Genomic DNA, 24,671 nt, shown 5'->3' with positions numbered 1-24,671 from the left:
ATCCAGAGCCAGGGATGGTAACTTTCCGATACCGCTGTGGCATGATTTAGGCTTGATGCCAAGCCATAGTCTCACATCCATGTGACTGGATTCCGGCATCCCTGCCAGAATGACGAGTTTTTTGGCGCTAGCTGAAGCATCCTGCTAATCAGGAAACTCAAAGCTTGCAAAATCCGAACTGCCGGCAATGCGCAGACATACTATTTAAGCGTTAAGCGCTATCTGTCCTCGGTTTTAGATTGGCCTTGAATCGTGGCTACAATCCTCCTGCTACCGCCCTGATTACGATGCTCGCACAGGTAAATGCCTTGCCAGACACCCAGATTAAGCACGCCTTTGGTGATAGGAATGGTGCAACTGGAACCCAGCAAGCTGTTTTTTATATGGGCCGGCATGTCGTCTTCTCCCTCATAGCCATGCTTATAATAGGGAGCCCCTTCCGGTACAAATCGATTAAAGTGGCTTTCCATATCCTGGCGCACCGTTGGGTCGGCGTTCTCGTTAACCGTCAACGATGCCGAGGTATGCTTGATAAAGAGGTGGAGCAGTCCGCACTGTACGGCAGCCAATTCCGGAATAACGTTCAGGATTTCACCGGTGATCAGATGAAATCCCCTGCTTTTTGCTGATAATGAAAACTCTTTTTGTACCCACATTAACAAAACCTGCTGTATGACTTGAGATGCCGCGTCAAGCGGCACATTGAAGAAGAAACTTTGGTTGTTCACTAATGGTTCAATGACCTTGCCAGACGATGCAAAGCTTCACTGCCGTGATTGAACAGCGGCCAGCCGTCGCCGGTTAATACGGCCTTAATATCAGGCAACTCGGCAATGCGTTTGACCGATTGAATGGCCTTATTTTTATCAGTCAGCTTTGCGTCCGGCAACAGGCATAATTCGCCGCCGATATGGCAACGGATTAAATCGCCGGTTATCAGCGTACTGTGTTCCAAAAGCAACGCCAATTCCCCCGGCGTTTTAGAACCGTTAAGCTGATAGGCCATCAAGCCGGGAACAATTTCTTCGTGATCGTGAATCCAACGGGCACATGACAGCGGAAACGTTTCTTCCTCGCCTGCCGGGCCGTAAATCGCCGCGCCGGTAACGTCGGCTATATGTTCTGCATCACGGCAGTGGTCGCTATTGGTAATGACGATAAAACTTACCCCGCCCAGGCTTTGCAAGTGGCTGTGATCATGTTCTGACATCGGCAAAGGATCGATTAAGACATTACCGCCGTCACGTACCCAAAGCACGCTATGAAAATCCAGATTGCGCTCCCGATTAAACTCCGACCAACCGAACAGGTCCTTTCTGTGTAATTGTTTCATGGCTACTCTCCTGACTTAATAATTTTACACCCTGTCTTACGATGCTCTGTGTATATTGCCGCTTTATTAATCGATTCCGGCAATCTATAGATTGTGTCCATTATTCAAAAATATCAAGCTAAAAGGCAAGGTCAAGCTGCGCGGCAGCCAAAATATCCGATGAAGTTGTAATACTCGTAGTCTTACCTAGTTTTTTTTGTATAATCAAATTCATTTCCAGATTGTTATCTAAATAATGCAGACTCCTTTTAAGACCATCGGCATCATAGGCAAACCCAGCGACCCCAGCATCGCCACGTCTTTAACTGCCCTGCATGCTTTTTTAAAACAACATCAATACACGGTTATTGTCGCTAAAGACAGCGCTCATTTTATTAATACCCCGTCCGTTAAATCCTGCCCGATAGATACGATGGCTCAGTACTGCGACCTGGTTATCGCCGTTGGCGGCGACGGCACTTTTCTTGCTGCCGCCCGCGCTATCGTTGAATACGATATCCCATTGATTGGCATCAACTTGGGTCGACTGGGTTTCCTGGTGGATATATCGCCCAACGAGCTGTCCGATAAGCTGCTGCGCATTCTTCAAGGTCATTACACTGAAGAAAATCGCTATTTATTGCGCACCAAAATCATTCGCGGCGGGCAAGTTATCCACGAAGAGACCGCCGTCAATGAAGTAGTCGTCCACCGTTGGGTAACCCCCAGCATGATAGAAATCATCACCAAAATCGATAATGTGTTTTTAAATTCGCAACGCTCCGACGGCCTGATTATTTCCACCCCGACCGGATCAACCGCCTATTCCCTGTCCGCAGGAGGACCGATTTTGCATCCTGCGTTAAATGCTCTGGTATTAGTGCCTCTCAATCCCCATACTTTATCGAATAGGCCTATCGTGATAAATGATTCGGTTGAAATTGAAATCAGTTTTTGCCAGACTAAACAAATCAACGCCTTGGTGACTTGCGATCATATTGAAATTCCGAAAGTATTGATCAGCGACAAGATTTTGATTAAAAAAGAACCCAAACCCATTAGGATTTTGCACCCGGAAGGCCATGATTTCTTTTATATACTCAGGCATAAATTAAACTGGAGCAGTGGTTACCACACCGACAATCATGCTATTAAATCTTAATATTATTGACCTCGCCGTCGTTAAATCGTTAGATCTCGACCTGGAAAAAGGCATGTCAGTGCTGACCGGCGAAACCGGAGCCGGTAAGTCTATTTTATTAACCGCCTTGGGACTTGCCTTGGGCGACCGCGCCGATTCCGGCTACGTGCGTCCCGATTGCAAACGCGCCGAGATCAACCTGGAATTCGATTTGGCCGATGCGCCTCAAGCGCAGCAATGGCTCAAAGACAATGAACTGGATGCCGATCAGCAATGCCTGATCCGACGCATTGTTAATCACGACGGACGCTCCAAAGCATATATCAACAGCCGCCCGGTGACCTTGCAGGCCTTGCAGGAACTCAGCGAAAAACTGGTCGAAATTCACGGGCAACATGCGCATTTGACCCTGCTCAATGCTGACGAGCAACGCCGCTTGCTGGATGCCTACGCAAAAAACCAACCGCTGCTGGACAGCGTCAATACCTGTTACCGGGAATGGCATCAAGCCAGTAAGGAGCTGGCCGGATTGATTAAATCCAGCGTCGATCAAACCGAACGCGAAGAATTGCTGCGCTATCAGCTTGAAGAATTGCAGCAGCTGGATCTGGCAAATTTCAGTTATGCCGAGCTGTCCGAAGAACACGGCAGACTTGCCAATCTGGGCCAGATATTAAGCACCGGCCAAGCCCAGGTCGATATACTTTATGAAAACGACCGGCAGTCGGTCAATCAAATGCTGAATCACTGCCTGGCCGAGTTAAGCCACATTGCCCAATTTGCACCCGAATTAAACGAAATTTGCACCATGCTCTCCGAGGCGCAGATCCAAGTTGAAGAAGCATCGCTTCAGTTACGCCGTTTTCTCGAATCGCAAGAGGCCGATCCGCAACGCCTGGAAGCGCTGGAAAACCAGATCGGCATCATTCAAAGCCTGAGCCGCAAACATCACGTTACCCCGGATGAACTGCCGGAACTGGTCGGTAAGCTTGAACAGGAACTCGACGGACTGGCCCACAGCAGCGAGCGTATCGAGGCCTTAACGGCAAGCGTCGCACAGTTGCTTGCCCAATACCAGCAACTGGCCGCGCAACTGTCCGGACAACGCAAACTTGGCGGCAAGAAGCTGCAACAAAAGATTTCAGCAATGATCAAGGAACTGGGCATGCCGCAAGGCGAGTTTCTGGTCGACATAGGCGCACTGGATAGCAGTACGCCCAAACTGAACGGCAAAGATAAAATCGAATTCCTGGTCAGCGCCAATCCCGGCCTGCCAGCAAAACCTCTGGCTAAAGTGGCTTCCGGCGGCGAACTGTCGCGCATCAGCCTGGCTATTCAAGTCACCACGTCCAGTGATAAAACCACCCCGACCATGATTTTTGATGAGGTAGACTCAGGCATAGGTGGAGGCATTGCCGAAATCGTCGGGCAAAAACTGCGCAGCTTAAGCCATAACCGGCAAGTCATGTGCGTCACTCACCTTCCACAAGTCGCTGCACAAGCGCATCACCATCTCTACGTTGAAAAAAACAACCGAAGCGATATGACTTCTTCCAATGTCCGCTTACTGGAAACGGAAGAGCGTGTTGAAGAAATTGCCAGAATGCTCGGCGGTGTCAATATCACCGCCAATACACTGGCGCACGCCAAAGAAATGTTGTTTCAATCTAATTCCGGCATTTAGCCGGAAAATTTTCAATTACACGGAACTAAAAACCATGAATAGATTTCCAGCAGAGTGGGAAAAACAATCCGCCGTATTAATCGCATGGCCGCATAAAACCGGCGATTTTCGCAACCTTGACTCGGTAGAGCAATCCTACAGCGTCATTAGCGATACCATCAGCCAATACCAAAAACTGCTTATCGTTTGCAGGGATGACAGTCATCAGCAACATATCCAAACCTTAATAAGCAAGACCGACAACATCGACTTCATTCATGCACCTGTGAATGACATCTGGGTCAGGGATACCGTTTTTCTTACCGTCGAAAAAGACGGCGTTCCTATGCACATGAACTTTCATTTTAACGGCTGGGGCGGAAAATACTCGCACCAAAGCGACAACGCACTTAATCACAAACTGCTAAACGTCAAACCCTTTAAAGGCGCCAGCCACACCGATATAGACTTCATTCTGGAAGGCGGCAGCGTCGAAAGCGACGGCATAGACACCCTCCTGACCACCAAACAATGCCTGTTAAACCCGAACCGGAACAAAGGCCTGAGCCAACAGGAAATAGAACAGCAATTGCTCCAATACTTGGGCGCAAAACGGGTATTCTGGCTGGACCAGGAAAACCTGAGCGGCGACGATACCGATGCCCACATTGACACCCTGGCGCGCTTTTGCTCCGCAGATACCATCGCTTACACCAGCTGCGACGATGCCCAAGATCCGCACTACAACAGCCTGAAATTCATGGAAACACAACTCCAGGCGCTTAGAACCCAGGATGGAGATGTCTACCATCTGGTGCCGTTGCCGCTGCCGAAACCGATTCATGATGAGGACGGACAACAACTCCCGGCCAATTATTCCAACTTCCTGATTATCAATCGCGCCGTCATGGTGCCGGTTTACGGCGACCCGATGGATGCGGTTGCGCTGGAACGTTTGGCCGGTTGTTTTCCCGATCGCAAGATTATCGGCGTTCCGTGTCAGCCCTTGGTGCATCAGTACGGCAGCCTGCATTGCATGACCATGCAGTTTCCTGAGGGGGCGTTGAGGGCTGTCGGTTAAGATTTAACACTATTGCAACCTTGAGCGGGACGCGGTTTTAAACTGCGTCCCGTATAAAGAAACCGAAGTAAGAAGTTTATACACTTAAAAACCTGTTGGATAACCCAATTTATCTCGATTACGCGGCAACAACGCCCATAGCTACCAAGTGGCGGCAGTTATGGTGCAATGTTTAACAATTGGATGGGGAATTCGCTAACTCCGCTTCTTTGCAGCATGGTTTTGATGAACGAGCTGATTTTTACATCAAGCGCAACTGAATAGAGCAACTTCGCTATCAAGGGTATTACTCTTAGCCGTCAGAAAAAAGGCAGCACCCAATTCTAATTTTTCTAAGATGAATAGAAAAATTTTATGTAGGAATTTCACAAATCGGCGTCAAGTTAAGACGTTGAGCCCGACGCGAAAATTTACGGTCATCAAACGTCAAAAACGCACTGCAAGCGGCAGAAGCCGCCAAATGCAAGGCATCTGGAAACTCAAGACCGGCATGGCACCATGCGACGGCTGTTCGGAACGAAAGTTCATTCTCGATGACAATATTCGGCAAGCCTTGCAGATGTTCGAAAACGGACATGACTTGTTCAGGCGGAAAGCGGAATTTGTCGGCTTGAGTCAAAACCCAGAAAAACTCAAGTAAAACTGTTTTTGTCACGAACAGATCGGGTTCATCACTGAAGACGCGCAAGGCAAGGGACGATTGCAGAGGGTCGTCTTGCGCATAGTAGCGCACCAGGATATTGGTATCGACCGACTTCACAGCGATTGCGCCGCGCCTTTGGCAATGGCGTCGTCCATTTCTTCCAATGTGACTGTCGGCCCGGTATAGCCCAGTATTTGGGGGCCATCTTCAACCCGTGAGATTTTGTTTGGCTTTTTTACCGGGCGCATGACAATCGCGTCGCCTTGACGTTCAAAAGCCAGTTCGGTGCCGGGTTTTAAGCCCAATGCCTGAATGAGGTTGTCAGGTATATGGACATCGCCGTGAATGGATAAAGTAGGCATATAGGTTTTTCCCGCAAAAAAAATTGTAGTATACGAGTAACTACTTAACGTACATATTACTAGCATCTAATGAGTTATCGAACCTATCCATATTAGAGTCTCTTTTATAAATTACGCCTTTACAATTTATCTTTAGATTTCCGTCGTGATGATGGGCTTGGCTTTGTAGGAGAGTCTCCTTCGAATAGGGATAGTTGTCGGTGACCACGAGGTAACCCATGTGGTAAAAGGAGCTTCTGTACATCAGCCAAAAGATCTACTGCTTGTAAAAGCACGCTCTCAGTGATAACTGGCACTTCTATTTTCCCTTTCATCTCAGTAGCTTGATGATCATCAATAGTCTTTGCGTTGGAACCTTGCCCCGCAAAACGAAACTGACAACTTACTCCAGGTAGTAACTCTATCGCAAGACTTCTTGGCGCACTCTTTGGAATGGCATTCAGAACTTCCATCGAATTGTACGTTTTACTTAACCACTCATACTCTGACCAACATATGTCCGCAGAAACTGGCTCATCTGGTCGAAAAAACTGTCTTAAAGAACGCTCTATACTTTTGGTTTGTTGTCTCCAAGCCTTATCCCAGCCGCGTGGACCAAGTACACCAGCCAGCAAACCGTACCAGACAAGCGTTTCGGGGAAACGTTTCGCTACTGTTGCCAACAGCTGAATGTGGCTGGTGCCTCGTCCTGCCAATATAGCAGCAGCAGCTAGAGTAACCGTACACACATCACGTTTAATGGCATTCGAATTAAGTTTTTCGAATAACGTATCAACTACACTATCAAACCCTTCCACACGATCTTCAGCAGAATCACTCAATAGCGAATTGTTTGCAACCAAAAAGTCTGCTGCTTGTTTATCTATTGCGGCCACTATTTGTAGCACTATATCTACAATATTCAGCGACTCATCCAACACATCTTGTAAGGGCAATGCTACTGAACATACTTTTTTTAACGATTCCACAGTGATAAGTCTTTGCCCAAACCGAGAATCACGTTCGACCATAGCCATCCTCTCTGTACACCTATTTAGAGCAATTTCATGACTTGGGTACAAAAGTATGGTTCTAGCAATTGCGAACGAAAAGCAAGCAGCTGCCCGCGCAAGAGGAATTCCTGCAACATTGGTGTCTGCATCTGCTTGTCCAAGCATCTCGCCAAGTACAACTGAAGGCCAAATTGACGAAACTGCACCAATCATTGATTCATTGTGCGTCTGGAGCTGCAATTGTTTCCAATCTTCAATGGAACACACTCTACAGAACTGGGTCAAAGGAAATATTTCCTCGGCATACGTTGAAATCCATGAAAATAATTCTTTCCCTGTAGCCCCTACCAACGCGACTGCGACAATCGGCTCACTACCGCGTTCAGCATTGCTTATACCCAAAACAACATCAGAGTCAGTCGGATATGGATCACTCATAGGACGACTTGAGAGCTTTAATTCCCCCAAAAGAACATCAGGCAATTCCTGCCGGTTTAATGCATACCAAGAAAGATTCATAAAAGACTCACCTTAAAATAGATCAGCTAGAGAGGGCGGTGTCTGTGCCTTGGCAAATGCCGTTTCGACGCTTTTGAGGATTCTACCCGAGTAATAGCCAGTCAGTGCGGTTTTAGCACGAGTGATAGCCATAAATAAGAGTTCGCGCCGAACCTGAGGGAACTTTAGCTCTTCCAACCCATAGAGGTGTACAGCTCGAAATTCAGTTCCTTTAGCCGATTTTAAGACAATGACATGAATCCGCTTTCCTGATTGAAATGACTGTTCTACAGAGTTGTCATTGTGGTAGGCGACCGACTTCGCCAATGGAGTTTTGTCAAACATTCCTTGTAGCTCAGTAACCATAGTAGTAAGCGGCACCAAGATACCGACATCTTCATCAAGATATGATCTCAACTGCAACACAATGGTCTTGTACATCACATCGAACTGCTCCTGCCTGCTTGCAAACTGCAATAATTCAGCACGCGATTGCAATTCATCTTCCTTGTAATTGCAATTGGTCTGTAGACGGTCAGCATCATTCTCAGGTTGCAAAGCTTTGTCTGCCACATCTGAAATAGCCCTGCCAATCCGATAATGATAACGCAATGTTGTTTTGCTGAAGCCAAGGTCATCTAATAAAGGGATGGTCTGCCCTGATTCGGAATAAATCATTTGTTTCGAATCGCCAGCCACAGTGATACGTTCAGATATTTGCATAAGTGCTTTGACCTCTTCGATGTGCAAATCCTGTACTTCATCAACCAACACTGCGTCATAAAGGTTTTTTCCGCCAAGAGATCGATTAGCCACCTTCAGCATTTCGATAATTTTTTGTCTGTCTTCCTCAAACTTTCCGTTCTTATCATACGAAATTAACTGCTCTGGAGCGTATAATCGGATATGTGACAAAGCCCAACGTTTGAAAGTCTGAATCTGTTCAGGTTCAAAATATTTTTTTTCTCCAACACCTGTGCGGATAAAGTCTTGTAAAGCTCGAGTAAATGTCAGAACCAAAACATTTTTAAGCCCACATCCATAAATATAACGCGCTCTCATTACTATAAGATTCGTCTTACCTGAACCTGGAGGGCCTACTACCAAATGTTTGCCATCGGCATTCAAACTAACAAAACGTTTTTGGTCTTCATCCATCTGTTCCGGCCTAGTCCACCAATTACCCTGCATTTCAATCTCCCACAAAGTCAGACCAAAATTGGCCAAGTAAGCACAACTAAATCATCCCCATCTACGATACCGCCAGTCTCGTTCAATTCCGAATGTTTGACGAGTATGTTACTCACAGCTTCAATAAGTGTTTCCAAAAATTCTTGCTGTGAAATACCATCGATATTGATTTCACCAATAGCGTGTCGTTCACCGCTGAAATTAACTTTCTCTTGCTCCAAGGCTGCATCAGCAGCTAATCGCACAGTAGCAAATTCTTCTCTTATTCCGCTGTCCCACGTATGTTCTATAGCTAATTTCACTCCAAGTTCTATAGCTTCGAGCTTCAGGAAGAGGTTAGCACTACCTTCATTATTGCCCAGGTCGGAAATTCGTAAATTAGGCGAGAATTCTTTGATAAGCTTATTACGCAATTCGTTTATCAATTCATCGTATTGTTTCTTACGGGAAATTTGCAGTTTTTTTATCTGAGCTTCATTAAGTTCAGCATGATTCGCACTTGTAGCGGACTTGGTTAGGGTTCGCTTCAATTTTTCCATCGCTGACTCAACATGTTCATCGAAGTCAGACCAATTAACAAGCTGAAGCCGAAAATTACTATCTTTAGTAAGGCAGCGAGCTGCAAGCGCAGCCCAAGTTGAAACGTTGGAAGATATTCCACTAAAATCGGGAACTTCACGCATAACCGCCATTGCCAATGCGTATTTATTGTCCGCAGCAACAGCTGCCTCGAAAAGTGGTTTCTTGCAGACTAAATCATGGAGTACGCCACCTACTTGATAAATGGTGAGACCTTTCCACAGTGCAATTGATGGTGGTTCGAGACGAAACAAATATTCTGGCGAACTGTACTGGGCAGTAGCTATAAAAGGGCGTTTCTCGCCATGGTCGGTGCCATCGACACGGTCTTCGTCGCCTGAAATTTCTCTTACTACTCCTAAGTCGAGCAATTTCAATTGAGTAAAGTCCGATGAAACGAGGATATTTTCTGGTTTGATATCTCGGTGAACCAAATTATTCTTTTCAAGAAAGCGCACTGCCTCAACAAGTTGACGAATTAGCGATGCGATTGCTTTATCAGGAACTTTTTCAATCACTTTTTTAAGCTCAATACCCGGAAAGAATTCCATCGTTACAAAGCAAGTGTTGAATTCTTCATCAACTGCGAATGTATCAACTATTGATGGGCAATGCTGATCGATCAATCGCCTCTGAAGTTCTAACCGATGGCATTCGGCACCCTCCACCTCTGGGTTGAAAAACTTGGGGTCATAAACTTTGAGGGCGCGAATTACGTCTAACTGATCCCAAGAAAAAACAACGGCTGAACCACCATCCCCAAGCTGGTTACCAACATTTCCTCCGCCACGGGTAACAATAAACCGTTCCGCAAGTTGGCGGCAAATTACTATGTCATCAAATTTCACAAAATCTCCAAAGGTATGTATTCAGGGTGTAGATCAAGAGCCTTTTCTCATTTACCTATCCTATAAAGCTGAAATGCAATAAATTTAAAAGCATAAACCACATCACCCTCTATAAAAAACTCAATATTGAAAGCCATATTTTTTCCTATGATTAGCCAAGTTTTCTTGAGCCGGAAAAAACTTTTGCATATCAGGCAACCTAATATATTGCCCTTCAAATTGAAGAATACTATGAGAAGATAGCTCAGGCTCCGAAAATACAGGACTGATCATTACTCGATAATTTTCATCAATTGAAATTAATCCTCTATCAAACGCCCTATGCAGATTTGGACACAAAGCTATACCGTTTGAAATAGTATCATCGTAACTTTCCGAAAAAGGCACTATATGACATGCATCAATCATTGATACTGAAATCACTGCATCGATACGAAGTCCGGTTATGCTGCAAGTATTATTGTAGATTTTTGGAATTTCTCGCTTAAACAAACTTCCTCGAATAAAAACTTCTTCCTCAAAAGAATTATTATCCAGTTGGATTTTTAATTTACTAAGCTGTTGTTTATATTCCGTGGACGATTCTTCTCTAATATTTTTTGAAATGCTGTCAAGATTGTTAAGAAGCGAATTATTCCTATAATGACATTTTGTTTTTGGGAAATATTCTTCCAGCAAAAATAGTTTCAAAATTTCTCTGCAAGCAGCATCTTTAAGTAACTGGAAAAGTTCAAAATCGATTTCGGCATATTGAACAGCTGTATTCAGATTAGAAAAACTTTTCATGGCTGTTTTTGCTTCAACCCATTTTTCACATCCTGGATTAGCTTTAAGCTTCCAAAACTCATCGTTTTTCATATGGAAAAAGGGTAACGCAAATGTCATATGATGATCTGAGTCCACCAAGTTAGCCCAGTTCGATTTAAAAAAAGTTATGAGTTCAGGGGTTATGTAAATTTGGCTGGTTTGTAGTGGATTGACTTCAAACAAATTGATAACACTTAATAAGAGTACAGGCTTATGCGGCGCACCACCGTTTTTCCTGTCCCGCCTTAGTTTTTTAAACTTCAGCAGGTAATAATTTAGATCTTTCGTTCTGAAATTGCTCATACATATATTCTACGCTGCCATGCTTCGATGTAATCTCATCAATCACTTTTCTAACCGGCTTGATTTTTAACTTGGTCGTACACCAGCGAAACCAACGATTCAGTGGTGGATAGCCTTTACCGATGATCAAAGACCAAAAACTGTCTTCGATTTCCGGTTTGACCGGATGCACTGTTAAATCAAGGCTGGAGGTTCGAGCATGTTGCTCAAGTTGCAAAAACAGTGTGGAATCTTTTCCTCCTGAATAAGCAACAACCCAAGGACGGTTATCCGCAAGAAAGTTCTCACGTAGAATAGTTCTTGTCTCACTTAAAGTAAGCGTCAGCAAGTTTTTTTGAGCTTTCACAGGTGTTTGAGTCATGGGAGTGTAATGTTCAGTTAAATGCTTTTAAGCTTGAAGCTGCATTTTAACAATTATTACTACAGCCCTATTAAATTTAATTTTTTGTAATATTGACCTCCGCGCATATAAAATCGGTTTCTTCCGGTTTCAGGAGTATCTATCATACGGAGTAGTTGAATTTTTTTTATGAGCCTCGAAAAGTCAATCCTACCTATACATGCCCATCATTAAGCACATTTCAATAATTATCCTTGTCCTGCTCAGCGCCGGTTGCGCAAGGACTTATCAGGCCAGATATGTCGAAACGTCGCATTTCCTGGATGATTACTCCCTGCTTAAAGACGGCGAAGATGGCGATGCTTTATTAAGTTTCTGGAAAGACGGCACTAACTGGGCCGGTTATAAAAAAATCATTTTAGAACCCGTCATTACCAGCAAACTGCCCGATTCCGATCTCAACGACATGACTCACGCCGAGAACCACAGACTTAAAGAACTGTTTGAATACCGGATGCGGGAAGCCTTAAAGAAGAATTTTAAACTGGTCGCTCATCCCGGTCCCGACACGCTACGCGTTCAATTTGCCATTACCGATGCGGAATCCTCGATACTGCTGCTGGATTTATATACTGCCGTCTATCCTTCGGCTCGCGCCTTATCATTGCTTAAAATGTTGGCGACAGGCACTGAGTCTTATGTGGGGCAAGCCAGTGTCGAGGGGAAAATCACCGATTCGCAAACCGGTGAATTATTGATGGCTTCAGCGGACTGCCGGGCAGGCGGAAAAACCTTAATGAAGTTTTTCGACACTGGGGATGATGTTGAACAAGCCTACCAATACTGGGCAAGTCAGTTAAACTATCAGCTTTGTACCAAACAGGGGCATACTGATTGCCCAGAACCTGAATAAATTTAGTCGGCACAAGACGGCTTTACGTTGTAATCTTTTTACCGGAACCCAATCCACCATGACCATGAATCGATCGCTTATTCTATTGCTTGCACTGACATTCGCATTACCTGCCCAAGCCGAAATCTACAAATGGACCGATGCCAGCGGGAAATCGCATTTCTCCGGATCAAAACCCGCCCTTTCAGCGTCCATAGAAAACCGCGCCGACCTTGAAGCAAAGTCACCGCAACCGATGCCGGTCGCTAACAAGCCAACCGATACCGCAGCAGTGCCGCAAGTTGATCTGTACATCACCAACTGGTGTCCTTATTGCAAAAAAGCCATGGCCTTTTTACGCAAGAATAATATTGCCTTTAATACCTACGATATTGAGCAAGACCTTGATGCCGCAGCACGCAAAAAAACCCTTGATCCGGGGTATAGCGGAATCCCGCTGGCAGTCATAAATGGCGTTCCCCTGCGTGGCTTTAGCGAAAGCGCATATCAACAAGCTTTAACGAAAAACTAATCCATGAATAAAACGTGGCTGGGGGTATTTTTTTCTGCACTGATATGGTCGGGTATTTATCCTAAAGATTACCTGACCTGGGTGCTTGAAGCAGCGCCTGCGATGATCGCTTTTATCGTGCTTGTCCGGACGCGCCAAAAGTTCCGCTTAACGGATTTAGCCTATAGCTTGATTCTGATCCATAGCCTTATTTTAATGATAGGCGCGCATTACACTTACGCTGAAGTCCCGCTGTTCGATTGGCTAAAGGACACCTTTAATTTAGACCGTAATAATTACGATAAACTCGGCCATTTTGCCCAAGGCTTTATCCCTGCGATAATCGCCAGGGAAATCCTGATCCGGAATCATGTGGTGGAAAGCACCAAATGGCTCAATTTTTTCGTCATCTGCATTTGTCTTGCGATCAGCGCCTTTTATGAGCTGATTGAATGGTGCGTTGCGCTATTAAGCAAGGAAGCCGCTGAAGCATTTTTAGGCACTCAAGGCTATATCTGGGATACGCAGTCGGACATGGCTTATGCGCTACTTGGCGCAATGCTGGCATTGGCCCTGTTAAGTCGTATTCATGACTGGTACATTAACAAGTTGACGGCAGCAGAATAGGTCCAAGCGCCGCCTTAACAGTTAAGGACATAAAGGGCGATCAGCAAACCGCCCTTCATGCCCTTGGCTTGTTTATACATTCCCGTTTTTCGTTTTCGTGGAAGCAAGCGCAGTTTTGTTATTTGCTATTCTTAAATAGTTGTAAAATAACGTCCATTAGAAACCACCACACACGATCATCATGAAATCGACATTAACCGTTAGCGCTGTGCAACAGCCCTGCGATGAAGACAGACAAACCAATCTTGATTTTTCCATAGCAAAAATTCATGAAGCCGCCGCTGCAAATGCCGACTTGGTAGTATTGCCTGAGTTGCACCTTGGCCCGTATTTTTGCCAAAGTGAAGATTATAATAACTTTGATCTTGCCCAACCTATTCCTGGCCCAACCACTAAAATCCTGTCTGACGTGGCGAAACAGCTCGGCATCGTTATTGTATCGACCATTTTCGAAAAAAGAGCGCCGGGGCTTTATCACAATACTGCCGTTGTTTTTGACAAGGATGGCAGTATTGCCGGTAAGTACCGGAAAATGCATATCCCCGACGATCCGGGTTTTTATGAAAAATACTATTTCACGCCCGGCGATTTGGGTTTCAAGCCTATCGAAACTTCTATCGGCAAATTAGGCGTATTGGTTTGCTGGGATCAATGGTATCCGGAAGCCGCCAGATTAATGGCTTTGGCCGGTGCTGAACTGTTGATTTACCCGACCGCGATAGGCTGGGACCCTGAAGACAGTCCCGAAGAGCAACAACGCCAACTGGATGCCTGGATTACCATTCAGCGTTCCCACGCTGTCGCCAACGGCATCCCGGTCATTTCCTGTAACCGTATCGGTTTTGAGTTGGCGCCGAACTCGACTGCAGGTATTAATTTCTGGGGCAATAGTTTTATAACAGGGCCGCAAGGGGAAATCATCACCAGCGCCAATGATTCGGAAACAAAACTCCTAAGCTGCACGATCGATAGAGCAAAAGCCGAGCGAGTCAGGCAAATATGGCCGTTTCTGCGCGACCGCCGGATTGATGAATACGGCGATTTGACCCGGCGTTTTATTGACTAAGAAGCTCTGGCGTAAGCTGTTGTGGAAACGGGAGTTTCCAGCCATAAATTGATCAAACCTGGAATTCTATCGTTGAGGCGTTATGCATACATCAGACAGTTCGGATGTTTTTAATCAGATACACATTGATGTTGCACGTAATGCAACGGATGATTTCAACTTGTTTCACGACAGAAACAGGTGGCTGCGTATCAATCACAATCCGTTCAAAGGCCCTATTGCGCTTGGCTTTCAAGTAGAATCGCTGCTCGAACACAAAGTTTTTCTTCATCGCAAGTTATATAAAGAAAACAAGCTTATCAGCGATAAAAACCTGCGCTTTAGCAACTATCAATTTTCTTTTGTTAATGCGGTCAAACCCGGACAAGTAGTATCAATCAATATAAAAAAATCGCAATTTACAGAAGAACCCGAGACAATTCTCAGCAACAGGATTACTGTGAAATCGGGCGGCGCGTTGGCTTTGCTGGGCTACAAGAAAGAATCCAAGTTTGCTTTATTTCTGACCAACCCGGATGTTCCTCAGTTTGGCGTCCTCAATCAGCACCCCGACCGGTCTTTTATATCCGGTAGCAGTTTTTTTCTGAAACGAAAATTCATCACGACCAGCAATGCAAAAAATTTTTTGTGCGGCTCTCTGGTCGATCAGGATGCTTTTTTCGATCCCTTTAAAAATAAAGCGGTGTTCCCGGAAATATTCCCGTGCAGCCTCATATCCAGCGCGTTACTGGAAAAAGCGGTTATAGAAAAGCATGATTTCGAGCGCAATCCGCTGGTGTATATGTCTCATAAAATCAGCATTGATCGTACCTATCTTGCGCAACTGAAATCCGGCGATGCTCTGTATATACTGATCAGACAAATCCCCCCGGAATCGAAGAAAGAAGGCATAGGCCACGCCATAGATTCGCCCTATCACTATGAATGTTACGGCCTGATGGAAGATAAAACCATTCTTTACCGGGCGCTGATCTCTCTCGCTCCTCTGGAGCAAATACTGAACTCGCTCAAGTAATAAACCATGCATGAATTGAAATATTTAATCGGCTATTCTGAAAACGTGACCAGCCAGGTGCGCCTGCTAATCGATAACAATAAACTGGGCGAGACGCTGTTGAAAAAATACCCGGCTCCTCACACGATCAGGACGGATAAAGCACTTTATGCTTATGCCGTTGATATGAAGAACGCTTCGCTCAAGCAGTCCCAGCCGCTTAGCAAGGTAATTTATGACGATAAGATTAAAGATCTTCATCATGCCTTGGGCCTTCATACCTTTATCTCCAGAGTACAGGGCGGCAAACACAAGGCAAAAAATGAAATCAGGGTAGCCTCGCTGTTCAAAAATGTGCCTCTGGAATTTTTAAGGATGATCGTCGTGCATGAGCTGGCGCATTTAAAGGAGAAGGATCATAACAAGGCGTTTTACCAGCTGTGCGAGCACATGGAACCGTCTTATCACCGGTTTGAGCTGGATATGCGGCTGTATCTGACGCATATGGATTTATTCGGCAAGCTCTACTGATGAACTGGCAGGCCATTGTCCAACATATCGAATCGGCAACCCGGCAGCCTTTTAAGTTGCTCAAGGCACAGCCGCTACCGGGCGGCGATATTAATGCGGCTTACCGGTTACAAGCTGAAAATGTAAGTTTTTTTGTCAAGTTAAATACGCCTGAACGGCTTGCCATGTTTGAAGCCGAAGCCGCAGGCTTGCAAGCCCTGGCACAAGCTCAGGCCATCCGTGTACCGAAGCTTGTTGTTTGCGGCCAAACTGCCGACCATGCCTTTTTGGTGCTTGAATATATCGATTTACATAACCTGAACAGCCGTTCCGAACAGTTGCTGGGGCAACAACTTGCGCAGCTGCATCTGCAAAAACAGGCCTATTTCGGTTGGCACCGCGACAACACCATCGGCAGCACGACACAGGTCAACGGCCACTACCACGACTGGATTATATTCTGGCAAGAGCAACGCTTGGGGCATCAATTAACACTGGCTGCAGCCAAGGGCTATGGCGGTCGCTTACAAACCCTGGGCGAAAAACTCCGTACAAATTTAAAACCGTTGTTTTCCGGCTATCAACCGCAACCGGCTTTGGTGCATGGCGATTTGTGGGGCGGCAATGTTGCGGCGGATGAACAGGGCAATCCGGTCATTTATGACCCGGCCTGCTACTTTGGCGACCGGGAAACGGATCTGGCGATGACCGAATTATTCGGCGGTTTCAGCCCAACATTTTATCAGGCTTATCAAGCCGTTTATCCGCTGGATCCGGGCTATGCGCGCAGAAAAACGCTGTACAACTTATACCATATACTCAATCATCTGAACCTGTTCGGACAAAGCTATCTTCATCAGGCAGAAAATATGATCGATAAGTTATCAGCTGACCTATAAAAGAAACTTATGGCGTAAAACGATCAAAATCCCTCAACATAATTATTTTTACTTCTCTACATATTTAATCGGCATAAATCCTCGAAAAAATCCCATTTTCTGTATAAAAGTTGCATAATTAAACCTTATTATAGCGACTGAGTATCGATAAGCCTCAATCCAACATTTTTCCCGGACGACAGCGACAGGATTGTCAGGCATTAGGATCACGCCGATAAAGCGCTGTATCGCGCCAAAGACATTGGCAGAAACAAGATAATTTTGCATAAAGGTATGTCGGTTCTGTTCGGGATAACTACCACAGTGAAATTAAATTGTTTTAAAAGCCCCGTGCCTGATAAACGGGCAACGGCATTCATCTTCAACAAACACATATCATGAGGAACCGCTAATGGCCGATATAAAATCCCCAACCGTTTCAAATCCAGGCGTGTTGATTCCAGTCAATCCGGCTATTGAAAATTACATGCATAGTTTGCTGCATAATACGGATCATCCGGTGTTGGCAGAGATGGAAGCACTCGCGCAGAAAAACAACTTCCCTATCGTTGGCCGTCTGGTGGGAGCATTCATTGAAGCGCAGGCCAAAATGATCAATGCTGAACGGGTATTTGAATTCGGCAGCGGCTACGGATATTCAGCCTATTGGTTTGCCAGAGCGGTCGGCCCCAAAGGCCGAGTGATTTGCACCGATGCCGACTTTCTCAATCAGGAAAAAGCCGAGCAATATCTCAATGCTGCCGGCTTGTGGGATCGAATAGATTTTCGGGTCGGTATGGCTCAAGATGTTTTTGCTCAGACTGAAGGGCCATTCGACATCTGTTATAACGATGTCGATAAAGGCGATTATCCGGCAATTTGGCTTATGGCTAAAGACAGGATTCGCCCCGGCGGGCTTTATATTGCCGATAATGTGCTTTGGCGCGGCCGAGTGGCGGTAGAAAATCCTACCGATATTTTTCCCGGCTGGACTGAGGCGATTATTGAACACAATGAACTCATTTTTAATGATCCTGAATTTGACGCATTCATCAATCCGACCCGTGATGGCGTAATCGTCGCGAGAAAAAAGACTACGTAAAAAAAGATACTCCTTCTTTATAAATAGCATTATGCTATTCCTTTAAATCAATGAGTCATGAGGATTTACTATGCCCTATACCAAAGATATTGTAGAAGAACTGAACATTCTTGTGCGCTATAACCTGTCCACCACTCAAGAAGGAATCAAGGTACATAAAACAGCTTCACCGGAAACTATTGCCGCTACTCACCGGCTATTCGCAAAAGGTCTGGTATCCCAAGATGACGGAGGCTATCTGACCAATCTTGGCATTGAAACGGCTAAACAGGCCCAAACGGTTCTCGATATACTCACGCCGGCTTAAAATCGTTTTAAAAAATCTGTTACGGTTATATTAAACCGTAAGCAATAAAAAAGGCTTAGCGATGTCATCGCTAAGCCTTTTTTGCTATTACCAATTATCACTCAAGCGGCAAGTTCAACCGCTGCTCTCAACTTTTTCATCGCATTTTGCTCCAATTGCCTGATCCTCTCAGCAGAGACATTGTAGCGTTCGGCAAGCTCATGCAATGTAGCTTTTTTATCCATCAACCAGCGGCTTGAAAGAATATCCAGGCTGCGTTCATCCAACTCCGCCATCGCATCTGCCAATAAATCCTGCTCATGGCCTTCCCAATCCGAATTCTCAAGCAGTACCGCAGGATCGGCGCCGTGCTGATGAAGATAGCTGGCTGGAGCAACATAACTTTCTTCCGTTGATTCATCGACCGGCATATCAAATGACATATCCCTGCTGCCCAAGCGTTTTTCCATTTCGTAAACAACACTGACATCGACATCAAGATCTTTGGCAATCGCCACCGCCTCATCATTGGATAGCCAGCCTAAATCCTGTTTGGATTTACGCAGGTTAAAAAACAGTTTGCGTTGCGCCTTGGTTGTAGCAACTTTTACAATGCCCCAGTTCTTAATCACATACTCGTGAATTTCGGCTTTAATCCAGTGTACGGCGAAAGAAACCAAACGCACGCCGACATCAGGATCAAAACGTTTAACGGCTTTCATCAAGCCGATATTACCTTCCTGAATAATATCCGGCATAGACAAGCCATAACCGCTGTAGCCTCTGGCAACGTGAATCACAAAGCGCAAATTGGTCATCACCAATTCGCGTGCGGCTTCCAAATCGCCGTCATCTCTAAACTTTAAGGCTAACTCGCGTTCCTGTTCTACTGTCAATTTAGGCATTTGCCTGACGACATTTAAATAGGCGTCGAATGTTCCGACCGATAAATTAATAGGTAAAGCTAATGCGTTACTCATTGAGACTCCCATGTAAAAAACTTTTTTTGAATTCTAGCACTCTGCAAGAAAGAGTGCTAATAATTTTCTACTCGGGTTTTAATTGCCGCAGTTGGAAATGCAGTACTATCCATGAACCCACCACACCTAACACCGACGAGATGAACAGCAATGCCAAGGTTTCGGTAAAGCCGAAAAACAGCACATGGAAAGCGTCATCATAAAGTCTGGAAAGCTTTTCGACAGGTTGTTTTAAAATCAGCATGATCGTTGTAACAATAAACCATGCAGTCACGCCGGAAAAAAAGCCAATCCAGAAACCGCTGTACAAAAACGGCCTATGAATAAAACCGTTGGTCGCACCCACCAGTTTTGCGATCACGACTTCATCTCGGCGAGTATGCAATTCCAGGCGTATGGTATTGGCAGTAATAAACAGCACTCCCGCACCCAATAACAAACTCAACAGGATAACACCGCGTCGTGCCACTTCCATAATAGACTGCAGGCGTTTGACCCATTGCATATCCATCTGGGCAAAATCAACTTCTGCCGAGCGCTTAAAATCATCAACTAAAACCTCAAGCGCCTGTTCGTTTTCCAATGAATTTTTGGGTAACACCTGAATAACAATCGGTAGCGGATTTTTTTCCAGGGCTTTTACGGCTTCACCGAATCCGCTGTGTAACTGAAACTCTTCCAGTGCCTGCTCTTTGGTAATTAATTTAACCTCCTGAATGTCGGGATTTTGCCTGATGCTGGCTGCAAACTTGTTTGCCTTTGCTTCTGAAATCTCATCTTTAAGAAATAAAGAGATTTGATTACTGGCTTCCAAATTGCCCGCCAACTGCTGGAGGTTGGCCACCAGAATATAAAAGCCGCTGGCGAGTGAAATGGCAATCGCCAGCACAATGATCGTCATTGCAGAAGAGAATCGTGACGCGACTAATCGCCCAAGACTCGAAAACAACGCGTGCGCATGAAGGTTCCGATAAGCATGAAATTTATCGACAAAATTCCCTCCGGAAATTTTGGTTTGCCAGCGCGGCTCCTGTTTACCCGGTTTTTTTTTAACGTGCTTCATCATTTAACTTGCAACCAGCTGACCGTGATCCAGCTTTAAGATTCGATGATTCATTTGTCCAATCAATGAAATATCATGCGAGGCAATCAATATAGTGACGCCAACCTGTTGAAACTGTTCAAACAAATGCATGATTTCTGCGGACAATTCCGGATCGAGATTTCCGGTTGGCTCGTCGGCCAAAATCATCGGCGGCTTATTAACCACCGCCCGAGCAATCCCAACCCGCTGCTGCTCGCCACCGGACAAGACAGCGGGATATTTCCTTTCTTTGCCTAATAGGCCGACTTTATCCAATGATGCCCTCACCCTTCGGGAAACTTCATGGTGCCCGTAACCTGCTATCACTAAAGGCAACGCCACATTATCGAAAACCGTTCTGTCCTGTAGCAGTTTGTAATCCTGGAAAATCAAGCCTACTTTCCTGCGTATAAAAGGAACCTGTCTGTCCTTAGCCTGATTGAGATCTTGACCATCCAATAAAACCTGTCCCCGGCTGCAACGCTCAATAACAGCAATCAATTTCAATAATGTGCTTTTTCCAGCCCCTGAATGCCCTGTCAGAAAAGCCATTTCACCGCGCTGCAGATGAAAACTGACATTACGCAAGACATCGCCTGCGCCAGGGTACCTCATACTGACATTATCAAACTTTAACATAAACTTCTTTAGTCTTTAACAAACAATGCATTTACAAAAGCATCTGCATCGAAATCCTGCAGATCATCAATACCTTCGCCTATTCCTATAAAACGAATGGGAATTTCGAACTGTTTAGCCAGAGCGAAAATAATACCGCCCTTTGCCGTGCCATCAAGTTTGGTCAGAACCAAGCCTGTCAATGCCACAGTCTCATTAAACAGTTTGGTTTGCGACAAGGCATTTTGCCCGGTGCCGGCGTCCAGTACCAGCAGCACTTCATGAGGCGCTGTTTCATCCAGCTTACTGATGATCCGTTTTACTTTTTTTAATTCGTCCATCAGGTTGGATTTTGTATGCAAGCGCCCGGCCGTATCGGCAATTAAAACATCTATACCTTTCGCCTGCGCGGATTGAACGCCGTCATAAATAACGGATGCCGAATCAGCTCCGGTATGCTGTGCGACCACATGAATATTATTACGCTCGCCCCAAGTTTGCAATTGCTCGACAGCCGCGGCTCTAAACGTATCGCCGGCCGCTAACATGACGCTATGGCCTTGAGCTTGCAAGCGCTTGGCGAGTTTACCGATGGTTGTGGTTTTACCTGCGCCGTTGACGCCGACAACCAGGATAACAAAAGGTTTATCCTGCTTGGGGATATGCAAATTCTTGCTACAGGGTTGGAGCATACTTAGCAGTTCTTGCTTTAAGGCGGCTGATAATGCCTCACCGTCATTAAGCTGGTGGCGCTCAACACTTTCGGTCAAACGCTTGATTATTTCTGTGGTCGCATCAACGCCTATATCAGCCATTAACAAACTGGCTTCAATTTCCTCCAGCAAATCCTCGTTAATTTCTTGTCGACCGATAGGGATATGCGCCAATACTCCGCTGAGCCCGGAACGGGTGCGCTTTAACTGCGTCTTAAGGCGTAAATATAACGACTCGGGTTCCGCTACCGGATAGACTTCTTCCTCCGCAGGGACAACCACACCTTCTCGTTGCGGCTCAACTTCTACGGGACGCTTTAGTTCTTCAACATAACCATATCGACTGTAAAAACTGATAGTAATCAACGGCAACATTAACAATGCTGCAAAAGCATTATGAGCCATCGCCGCCCATAAAGGCTGCCCCAATTTGACGCCGATAATGCCTGAGCCAACCTGCGCCAACAGCAGCACACTTAGCCATAAGCCTGCTCGCCTGACCGGTTTTGGATGATGCGCCGATGTCGCGTTCAACATCAACAACGTAAGCACGATAAAACTAACCATCGCACCGACCCTATGCAGCCAATTTGCGGCGACTTGCGCATCGAATGCGATGACGCCGGTATAACCTGTGCTTAAGCCGCTAAATAAATCCAGCGCCGTTTGATAATCCGCTTTAGGCCACCATGCGCCATTACATTGAGGAAATCCCGAACAAGCTAAAGCGGCATAGTTAGCGCTAACCCAGCTGCCTAAAACAATCTCTAAAAACAACACCCCTATTGCAACTCGGGCAAACAACGCCAAGCCATTGCCGCGTACTGTAAGCAGCGAAGCTTTCGGGTTAACCCGTAAATACAACCAGAACAGCAGCCATAAAGTCATCATGCCCAGCAACAAATGGCCGGTTACGACAATCGGCATAGCATGCAATTTTACGGCCCACATGCCTAAAGCCGCCTGTAATCCGACTAAAATTACCAGACCCAATGCGGCCGTAACGACTGCCCGGCGACTTTGTTGTTCTCGCCACGAAAGCAACGCCAACAACAAGACAGTCACGCCCAAGGTTGCCGCCAGATAACGGTGACTCATTTCCTTCGAGGCTTTTTCAATATCGGGCGTCTGACCGGGAAATGCCTCCGCTGCATGCGCTTTAAAATCGGCTTGCTCGCTAACAATGGCCTGTCCATAGCATCCAGGCCAATCAGGACAGCCCAGACCTGCTCCAGATAACCGAACGTATGAACCTGCTACGATAACTATTAAAGCTAAAACAACGCTAAAGAGAGTTATTTTTCTAAACATTTTATTTTCCACTATCCAATTTGTGAGATTCGCAAAAGATGCATAAGGTCACTTTTTACGTTGTAAGGATCGAAACCCGGTTCATACTGCATCATTAAATTACCCAGCGGGTCCATTAACAAAAGCATCCCGTCAGGAATATGGCCTTGCCTGATCGCGGCAATTTTCTTGATAACCGCATCATTGGGCTTAACTCTTAACAAGGTCTTGTCATCTTCCCACCACTTGCTCGCGGTTTCCGGCGCAACGTCTTTTAAGACCATGACGATTCGACGCGTACGGGTCAATTCTTTATTCAGCATTAACCGCAACTGTTTGGTTTTATGAATAGCCTCCACACACGATTCATTACAATCGCCATTTGGAATGACGTTTACCAGCAGCCAGTGTCCGGCAAGCTCGGACATATTATCAGTTGAAAACCGGTCGAAGCCGGTTAGATCACCACGCTCGGTTGTTAATGGCGGCGTTATTAACTGCCCATGATTGGTTTGCCCTTTTAGGAGCCGCGGATTTTCTTTTAAACCCCAAGCGATTAAAAAGGGGATAACCGACATCCCAAAAATAACCAGAATTAATATATGATTTTTATTTTTTTGATTTTGCATCGTTGTTTTTAAAACTGTACCAAATAAATAGTATCGTTAGTGTCAATGCCAATGCAAACCATTGAATTGCATAGGCCGTATGTTGTTCGGGCTGCATAATGGTTGATGTATGCCATTCCCGCTTATAGCCATCAGGTAACTCTTTAGCCAGTTCAATCTGGAATTGAAATAATGAATAACCTAATTTTTTAGCTAAAACGTCACTATCAACCACCTGCACTACCGATGGCCAACCCTCGGTTGGAATTTCCGCCCCTGCTAATTTTATACCAACACTTGGAAAATTATTAATCCGTCCGGTAATAATTGCTTCCGCCTTATTAATCTGTAAATCAGGCAGAATCGACCGATCTTTATTTAAAGGAATCCAGCCCCTGTTCACCAAAACCGCCTTGGTTTCCCCCGTCAATATAAATGGCGTCAAGACAAAATAGCCTACTCTTCCGTCGCTGATTTGATTATCTATCAAAAACTGGTGCGCCACGTCGTAACGCCCCATAGCCTCGACATTTCTGTACCTCAGTGTTTCTGTATTATTTTCAAGAACCGTCGACAAATGCAGCGTTTCAGTTGCGGCCGATTGTTCTTGCGCTTTGAGAAATGCCCGTTTTTGTTCTGAGCGATCTAATTGCCACATTCCGAGCGCAATCAATGCTGGTAACAGGCACAAATAAACTAATGTTGGAATGATTTTAAACTTCATTGACTAGTATCCGAGAAATCATGCTTTT

27 protein-coding genes are annotated in these 24,671 nt (G+C 45.5%); 12 read left to right on the top strand and 15 right to left on the bottom strand.

The annotated features are described in order from the left end of the window. Positions 1 to 218: 218 nt before the first annotated feature. Entirely contained in the window at positions 219 to 656 is a 438-nt protein-coding gene (locus Q8L79_RS10615) for a secondary thiamine-phosphate synthase enzyme YjbQ (protein WP_305270813.1), read from the bottom strand. A gap of 71 nt (positions 657 to 727) precedes the next feature. Then, positions 728 to 1,333, bottom strand: a complete 606-nt coding sequence (locus Q8L79_RS10610; protein WP_305270799.1) for an MBL fold metallo-hydrolase — start codon at positions 1,331 to 1,333, stop codon at positions 728 to 730. Positions 1,334 to 1,568: 235 nt separating this feature from the next. On the opposite strand from Q8L79_RS10610, the gene Q8L79_RS10605 reads away from it, so the two are divergent. The 3 genes from Q8L79_RS10605 to Q8L79_RS10595 are packed head-to-tail and all read left to right on the top strand — an operon-like array spanning position 1,569 to position 5,197. Next, positions 1,569 to 2,474, top strand: coding sequence for an NAD(+) kinase (locus Q8L79_RS10605; RefSeq protein ID WP_305270798.1), 906 nt, complete (start codon positions 1,569 to 1,571; stop codon positions 2,472 to 2,474). Continuing rightward, positions 2,458 to 4,137 carry a DNA repair protein RecN gene (gene recN / locus Q8L79_RS10600; RefSeq protein ID WP_305270796.1) on the top strand — a complete coding sequence of 560 codons (1,680 nt, stop codon included), beginning with the start codon at positions 2,458 to 2,460 and terminating at the stop codon, positions 4,135 to 4,137. The genes Q8L79_RS10605 and recN overlap by 17 nt, the downstream gene beginning before the upstream one ends. A 34-nt stretch (positions 4,138 to 4,171) precedes the next feature. Continuing rightward, a complete protein-coding gene (locus Q8L79_RS10595; protein ID WP_305270795.1) occupies positions 4,172 to 5,197 on the top strand; it encodes an agmatine deiminase family protein in 1,026 nt (341 codons plus the stop codon). 352 nt (positions 5,198 to 5,549) lie between these two features. On the opposite strand, the gene Q8L79_RS10590 is transcribed toward Q8L79_RS10595, so the two are convergent. From Q8L79_RS10590 to Q8L79_RS10560, 7 genes are all read right to left on the bottom strand, one after another. Then, complete coding sequence (locus Q8L79_RS10590) at positions 5,550 to 5,957, bottom strand: type II toxin-antitoxin system VapC family toxin (protein ID WP_305270794.1); 408 nt, start codon at positions 5,955 to 5,957, stop codon at positions 5,550 to 5,552. After that, positions 5,954 to 6,202: an AbrB/MazE/SpoVT family DNA-binding domain-containing protein gene (locus Q8L79_RS10585; RefSeq protein WP_305270792.1), complete on the bottom strand. Its 249-nt coding sequence runs from the start codon at positions 6,200 to 6,202 to the stop codon at positions 5,954 to 5,956. The genes Q8L79_RS10590 and Q8L79_RS10585 overlap by 4 nt, the downstream gene beginning before the upstream one ends. 119 nt (positions 6,203 to 6,321) lie before the next feature. Continuing rightward, positions 6,322 to 7,713 (bottom strand): hypothetical protein, encoded by a 1,392-nt coding sequence (locus Q8L79_RS10580; RefSeq protein ID WP_305270789.1) that lies wholly within the window; start codon positions 7,711 to 7,713, stop codon positions 6,322 to 6,324. A 12-nt stretch (positions 7,714 to 7,725) separates the two neighbouring features. Beyond that, complete coding sequence (locus Q8L79_RS10575; protein WP_305270788.1) at positions 7,726 to 8,850, bottom strand: UvrD-helicase domain-containing protein; 1,125 nt, start codon at positions 8,848 to 8,850, stop codon at positions 7,726 to 7,728. A gap of 50 nt (positions 8,851 to 8,900) precedes the next feature. Further along, positions 8,901 to 10,310, bottom strand: coding sequence for a protein kinase (locus tag Q8L79_RS10570; protein ID WP_305270786.1), 1,410 nt, complete (start codon positions 10,308 to 10,310; stop codon positions 8,901 to 8,903). A 120-nt stretch (positions 10,311 to 10,430) separates the two neighbouring features. After that, the gene (locus tag Q8L79_RS10565; RefSeq protein ID WP_305270785.1) at positions 10,431 to 11,420 is read right to left on the bottom strand and encodes an HNH endonuclease; all 990 of its coding nucleotides are present in this window, start codon (positions 11,418 to 11,420) and stop codon (positions 10,431 to 10,433) included. Then, complete coding sequence (locus Q8L79_RS10560) at positions 11,371 to 11,781, bottom strand: hypothetical protein (protein ID WP_305270783.1); 411 nt, start codon at positions 11,779 to 11,781, stop codon at positions 11,371 to 11,373. Before Q8L79_RS10560 ends, Q8L79_RS10565 begins: the two co-directional genes overlap by 50 nt. A gap of 199 nt (positions 11,782 to 11,980) precedes the next feature. Here Q8L79_RS10560 and Q8L79_RS10555 point away from each other — a divergent pair, with 199 nt between their 5' ends. The 9 genes from Q8L79_RS10555 to Q8L79_RS10515 all read left to right on the top strand — a co-directional run bounded on the left by Q8L79_RS10555 (position 11,981) and on the right by Q8L79_RS10515 (position 18,647). Then, complete coding sequence (locus Q8L79_RS10555) at positions 11,981 to 12,673, top strand: DUF3313 domain-containing protein (protein WP_305270782.1); 693 nt, start codon at positions 11,981 to 11,983, stop codon at positions 12,671 to 12,673. 58 nt (positions 12,674 to 12,731) lie between these two features. Continuing rightward, a complete protein-coding gene (locus Q8L79_RS10550) occupies positions 12,732 to 13,184 on the top strand; it encodes a glutaredoxin domain-containing protein (RefSeq protein WP_305270780.1) in 453 nt (150 codons plus the stop codon). A 3-nt stretch (positions 13,185 to 13,187) separates the two neighbouring features. Continuing rightward, entirely contained in the window at positions 13,188 to 13,790 is a 603-nt protein-coding gene (locus Q8L79_RS10545; protein ID WP_305270778.1) for a DUF2238 domain-containing protein, read from the top strand. A 181-nt stretch (positions 13,791 to 13,971) separates the two neighbouring features. Then, positions 13,972 to 14,856: a carbon-nitrogen hydrolase gene (locus tag Q8L79_RS10540; protein WP_305270776.1), complete on the top strand. Its 885-nt coding sequence runs from the start codon at positions 13,972 to 13,974 to the stop codon at positions 14,854 to 14,856. An 82-nt stretch (positions 14,857 to 14,938) separates the two neighbouring features. Continuing rightward, positions 14,939 to 15,871, top strand: coding sequence for a hypothetical protein (locus Q8L79_RS10535; protein ID WP_305270775.1), 933 nt, complete (start codon positions 14,939 to 14,941; stop codon positions 15,869 to 15,871). A 6-nt stretch (positions 15,872 to 15,877) separates the two neighbouring features. Next, positions 15,878 to 16,381 carry a YgjP-like metallopeptidase domain-containing protein gene (locus tag Q8L79_RS10530; protein WP_305270773.1) on the top strand — a complete coding sequence of 168 codons (504 nt, stop codon included), beginning with the start codon at positions 15,878 to 15,880 and terminating at the stop codon, positions 16,379 to 16,381. Continuing rightward, on the top strand, positions 16,381 to 17,259 hold the full coding sequence (locus Q8L79_RS10525) for a fructosamine kinase family protein (RefSeq protein WP_305270771.1): 879 nt from the start codon (positions 16,381 to 16,383) through the stop codon (positions 17,257 to 17,259). The genes Q8L79_RS10530 and Q8L79_RS10525 overlap by 1 nt, the downstream gene beginning before the upstream one ends. Before the next feature lie 391 nt (positions 17,260 to 17,650). Next, a complete protein-coding gene (locus Q8L79_RS10520) occupies positions 17,651 to 18,340 on the top strand; it encodes an O-methyltransferase (protein WP_305270769.1) in 690 nt (229 codons plus the stop codon). A 70-nt stretch (positions 18,341 to 18,410) separates the two neighbouring features. Beyond that, a complete protein-coding gene (locus Q8L79_RS10515) occupies positions 18,411 to 18,647 on the top strand; it encodes a TIGR02647 family protein (RefSeq protein ID WP_305270767.1) in 237 nt (78 codons plus the stop codon). A 101-nt stretch (positions 18,648 to 18,748) separates the two neighbouring features. On the opposite strand, the gene rpoH is transcribed toward Q8L79_RS10515, so the two are convergent. The 6 genes from rpoH to Q8L79_RS10485 form a co-directional block, all read right to left on the bottom strand. Beyond that, positions 18,749 to 19,606 carry an RNA polymerase sigma factor RpoH gene (gene rpoH, locus Q8L79_RS10510; protein ID WP_305270765.1) on the bottom strand — a complete coding sequence of 286 codons (858 nt, stop codon included), beginning with the start codon at positions 19,604 to 19,606 and terminating at the stop codon, positions 18,749 to 18,751. A 67-nt stretch (positions 19,607 to 19,673) separates the two neighbouring features. Beyond that, positions 19,674 to 20,672: a permease-like cell division protein FtsX gene (ftsX, locus tag Q8L79_RS10505; RefSeq protein WP_305270763.1), complete on the bottom strand. Its 999-nt coding sequence runs from the start codon at positions 20,670 to 20,672 to the stop codon at positions 19,674 to 19,676. Continuing rightward, the gene (gene ftsE, locus Q8L79_RS10500; protein WP_305270761.1) at positions 20,673 to 21,329 is read right to left on the bottom strand and encodes a cell division ATP-binding protein FtsE; all 657 of its coding nucleotides are present in this window, start codon (positions 21,327 to 21,329) and stop codon (positions 20,673 to 20,675) included. It abuts the gene before it with no gap. Between the two features lie 8 nt (positions 21,330 to 21,337). Further along, a complete protein-coding gene (ftsY, locus tag Q8L79_RS10495) occupies positions 21,338 to 23,332 on the bottom strand; it encodes a signal recognition particle-docking protein FtsY (RefSeq protein ID WP_305270759.1) in 1,995 nt (664 codons plus the stop codon). A gap of 11 nt (positions 23,333 to 23,343) precedes the next feature. After that, a complete protein-coding gene (locus Q8L79_RS10490; RefSeq protein WP_305270757.1) occupies positions 23,344 to 23,940 on the bottom strand; it encodes a hypothetical protein in 597 nt (198 codons plus the stop codon). Further along, complete coding sequence (locus tag Q8L79_RS10485; RefSeq protein WP_305270755.1) at positions 23,921 to 24,643, bottom strand: SURF1 family protein; 723 nt, start codon at positions 24,641 to 24,643, stop codon at positions 23,921 to 23,923. Before Q8L79_RS10485 ends, Q8L79_RS10490 begins: the two co-directional genes overlap by 20 nt. Between the last annotated feature and the right edge of the window lie 28 nt (positions 24,644 to 24,671).

This window comes from Methylobacter sp., assembly GCF_030680395.1.
Classification (GTDB): domain Bacteria; phylum Pseudomonadota; class Gammaproteobacteria; order Methylococcales; family Methylomonadaceae; genus Methylobacter_A.
Note: the sequence above shows the minus strand (reverse complement) of the source record. Positions and strands in the feature narration are given on the sequence as shown.

What these genes read in the sequence shown, in the direction of transcription:
- Q8L79_RS10615 (WP_305270813.1), bottom strand. Translation starts at nt 656, where the DNA reads ATGTGGGTACAAAAAGAGTTTTCATTATCAGCAAAAAGCAGGGGATTT.
- Q8L79_RS10610 (WP_305270799.1), bottom strand. Translation starts at nt 1,333, where the DNA reads ATGAAACAATTACACAGAAAGGACCTGTTCGGTTGGTCGGAGTTTAAT.
- Q8L79_RS10605 (WP_305270798.1), top strand. Translation starts at nt 1,569, where the DNA reads ATGCAGACTCCTTTTAAGACCATCGGCATCATAGGCAAACCCAGCGAC.
- recN (WP_305270796.1), top strand. Translation starts at nt 2,458, where the DNA reads ATGCTATTAAATCTTAATATTATTGACCTCGCCGTCGTTAAATCGTTA.
- Q8L79_RS10595 (WP_305270795.1), top strand. Translation starts at nt 4,172, where the DNA reads ATGAATAGATTTCCAGCAGAGTGGGAAAAACAATCCGCCGTATTAATC.
- Q8L79_RS10585 (WP_305270792.1), bottom strand. Translation starts at nt 6,202, where the DNA reads ATGCCTACTTTATCCATTCACGGCGATGTCCATATACCTGACAACCTC.
- Q8L79_RS10580 (WP_305270789.1), bottom strand. Translation starts at nt 7,713, where the DNA reads ATGAATCTTTCTTGGTATGCATTAAACCGGCAGGAATTGCCTGATGTT.
- Q8L79_RS10575 (WP_305270788.1), bottom strand. Translation starts at nt 8,850, where the DNA reads ATGGATGAAGACCAAAAACGTTTTGTTAGTTTGAATGCCGATGGCAAA.
- Q8L79_RS10565 (WP_305270785.1), bottom strand. Translation starts at nt 11,420, where the DNA reads ATGAGCAATTTCAGAACGAAAGATCTAAATTATTACCTGCTGAAGTTT.
- Q8L79_RS10560 (WP_305270783.1), bottom strand. Translation starts at nt 11,781, where the DNA reads ATGACTCAAACACCTGTGAAAGCTCAAAAAAACTTGCTGACGCTTACT.
- Q8L79_RS10555 (WP_305270782.1), top strand. Translation starts at nt 11,981, where the DNA reads ATGCCCATCATTAAGCACATTTCAATAATTATCCTTGTCCTGCTCAGC.
- Q8L79_RS10550 (WP_305270780.1), top strand. Translation starts at nt 12,732, where the DNA reads ATGACCATGAATCGATCGCTTATTCTATTGCTTGCACTGACATTCGCA.
- Q8L79_RS10545 (WP_305270778.1), top strand. Translation starts at nt 13,188, where the DNA reads ATGAATAAAACGTGGCTGGGGGTATTTTTTTCTGCACTGATATGGTCG.
- Q8L79_RS10540 (WP_305270776.1), top strand. Translation starts at nt 13,972, where the DNA reads ATGAAATCGACATTAACCGTTAGCGCTGTGCAACAGCCCTGCGATGAA.
- Q8L79_RS10535 (WP_305270775.1), top strand. Translation starts at nt 14,939, where the DNA reads ATGCATACATCAGACAGTTCGGATGTTTTTAATCAGATACACATTGAT.
- Q8L79_RS10530 (WP_305270773.1), top strand. Translation starts at nt 15,878, where the DNA reads ATGCATGAATTGAAATATTTAATCGGCTATTCTGAAAACGTGACCAGC.
- Q8L79_RS10525 (WP_305270771.1), top strand. Translation starts at nt 16,381, where the DNA reads ATGAACTGGCAGGCCATTGTCCAACATATCGAATCGGCAACCCGGCAG.
- Q8L79_RS10520 (WP_305270769.1), top strand. Translation starts at nt 17,651, where the DNA reads ATGGCCGATATAAAATCCCCAACCGTTTCAAATCCAGGCGTGTTGATT.
- Q8L79_RS10515 (WP_305270767.1), top strand. Translation starts at nt 18,411, where the DNA reads ATGCCCTATACCAAAGATATTGTAGAAGAACTGAACATTCTTGTGCGC.
- rpoH (WP_305270765.1), bottom strand. Translation starts at nt 19,606, where the DNA reads ATGAGTAACGCATTAGCTTTACCTATTAATTTATCGGTCGGAACATTC.
- ftsX (WP_305270763.1), bottom strand. Translation starts at nt 20,672, where the DNA reads ATGATGAAGCACGTTAAAAAAAAACCGGGTAAACAGGAGCCGCGCTGG.
- ftsE (WP_305270761.1), bottom strand. Translation starts at nt 21,329, where the DNA reads ATGTTAAAGTTTGATAATGTCAGTATGAGGTACCCTGGCGCAGGCGAT.
- ftsY (WP_305270759.1), bottom strand. Translation starts at nt 23,332, where the DNA reads ATGTTTAGAAAAATAACTCTCTTTAGCGTTGTTTTAGCTTTAATAGTT.
- Q8L79_RS10490 (WP_305270757.1), bottom strand. Translation starts at nt 23,940, where the DNA reads ATGCAAAATCAAAAAAATAAAAATCATATATTAATTCTGGTTATTTTT.
- Q8L79_RS10485 (WP_305270755.1), bottom strand. Translation starts at nt 24,643, where the DNA reads ATGAAGTTTAAAATCATTCCAACATTAGTTTATTTGTGCCTGTTACCA.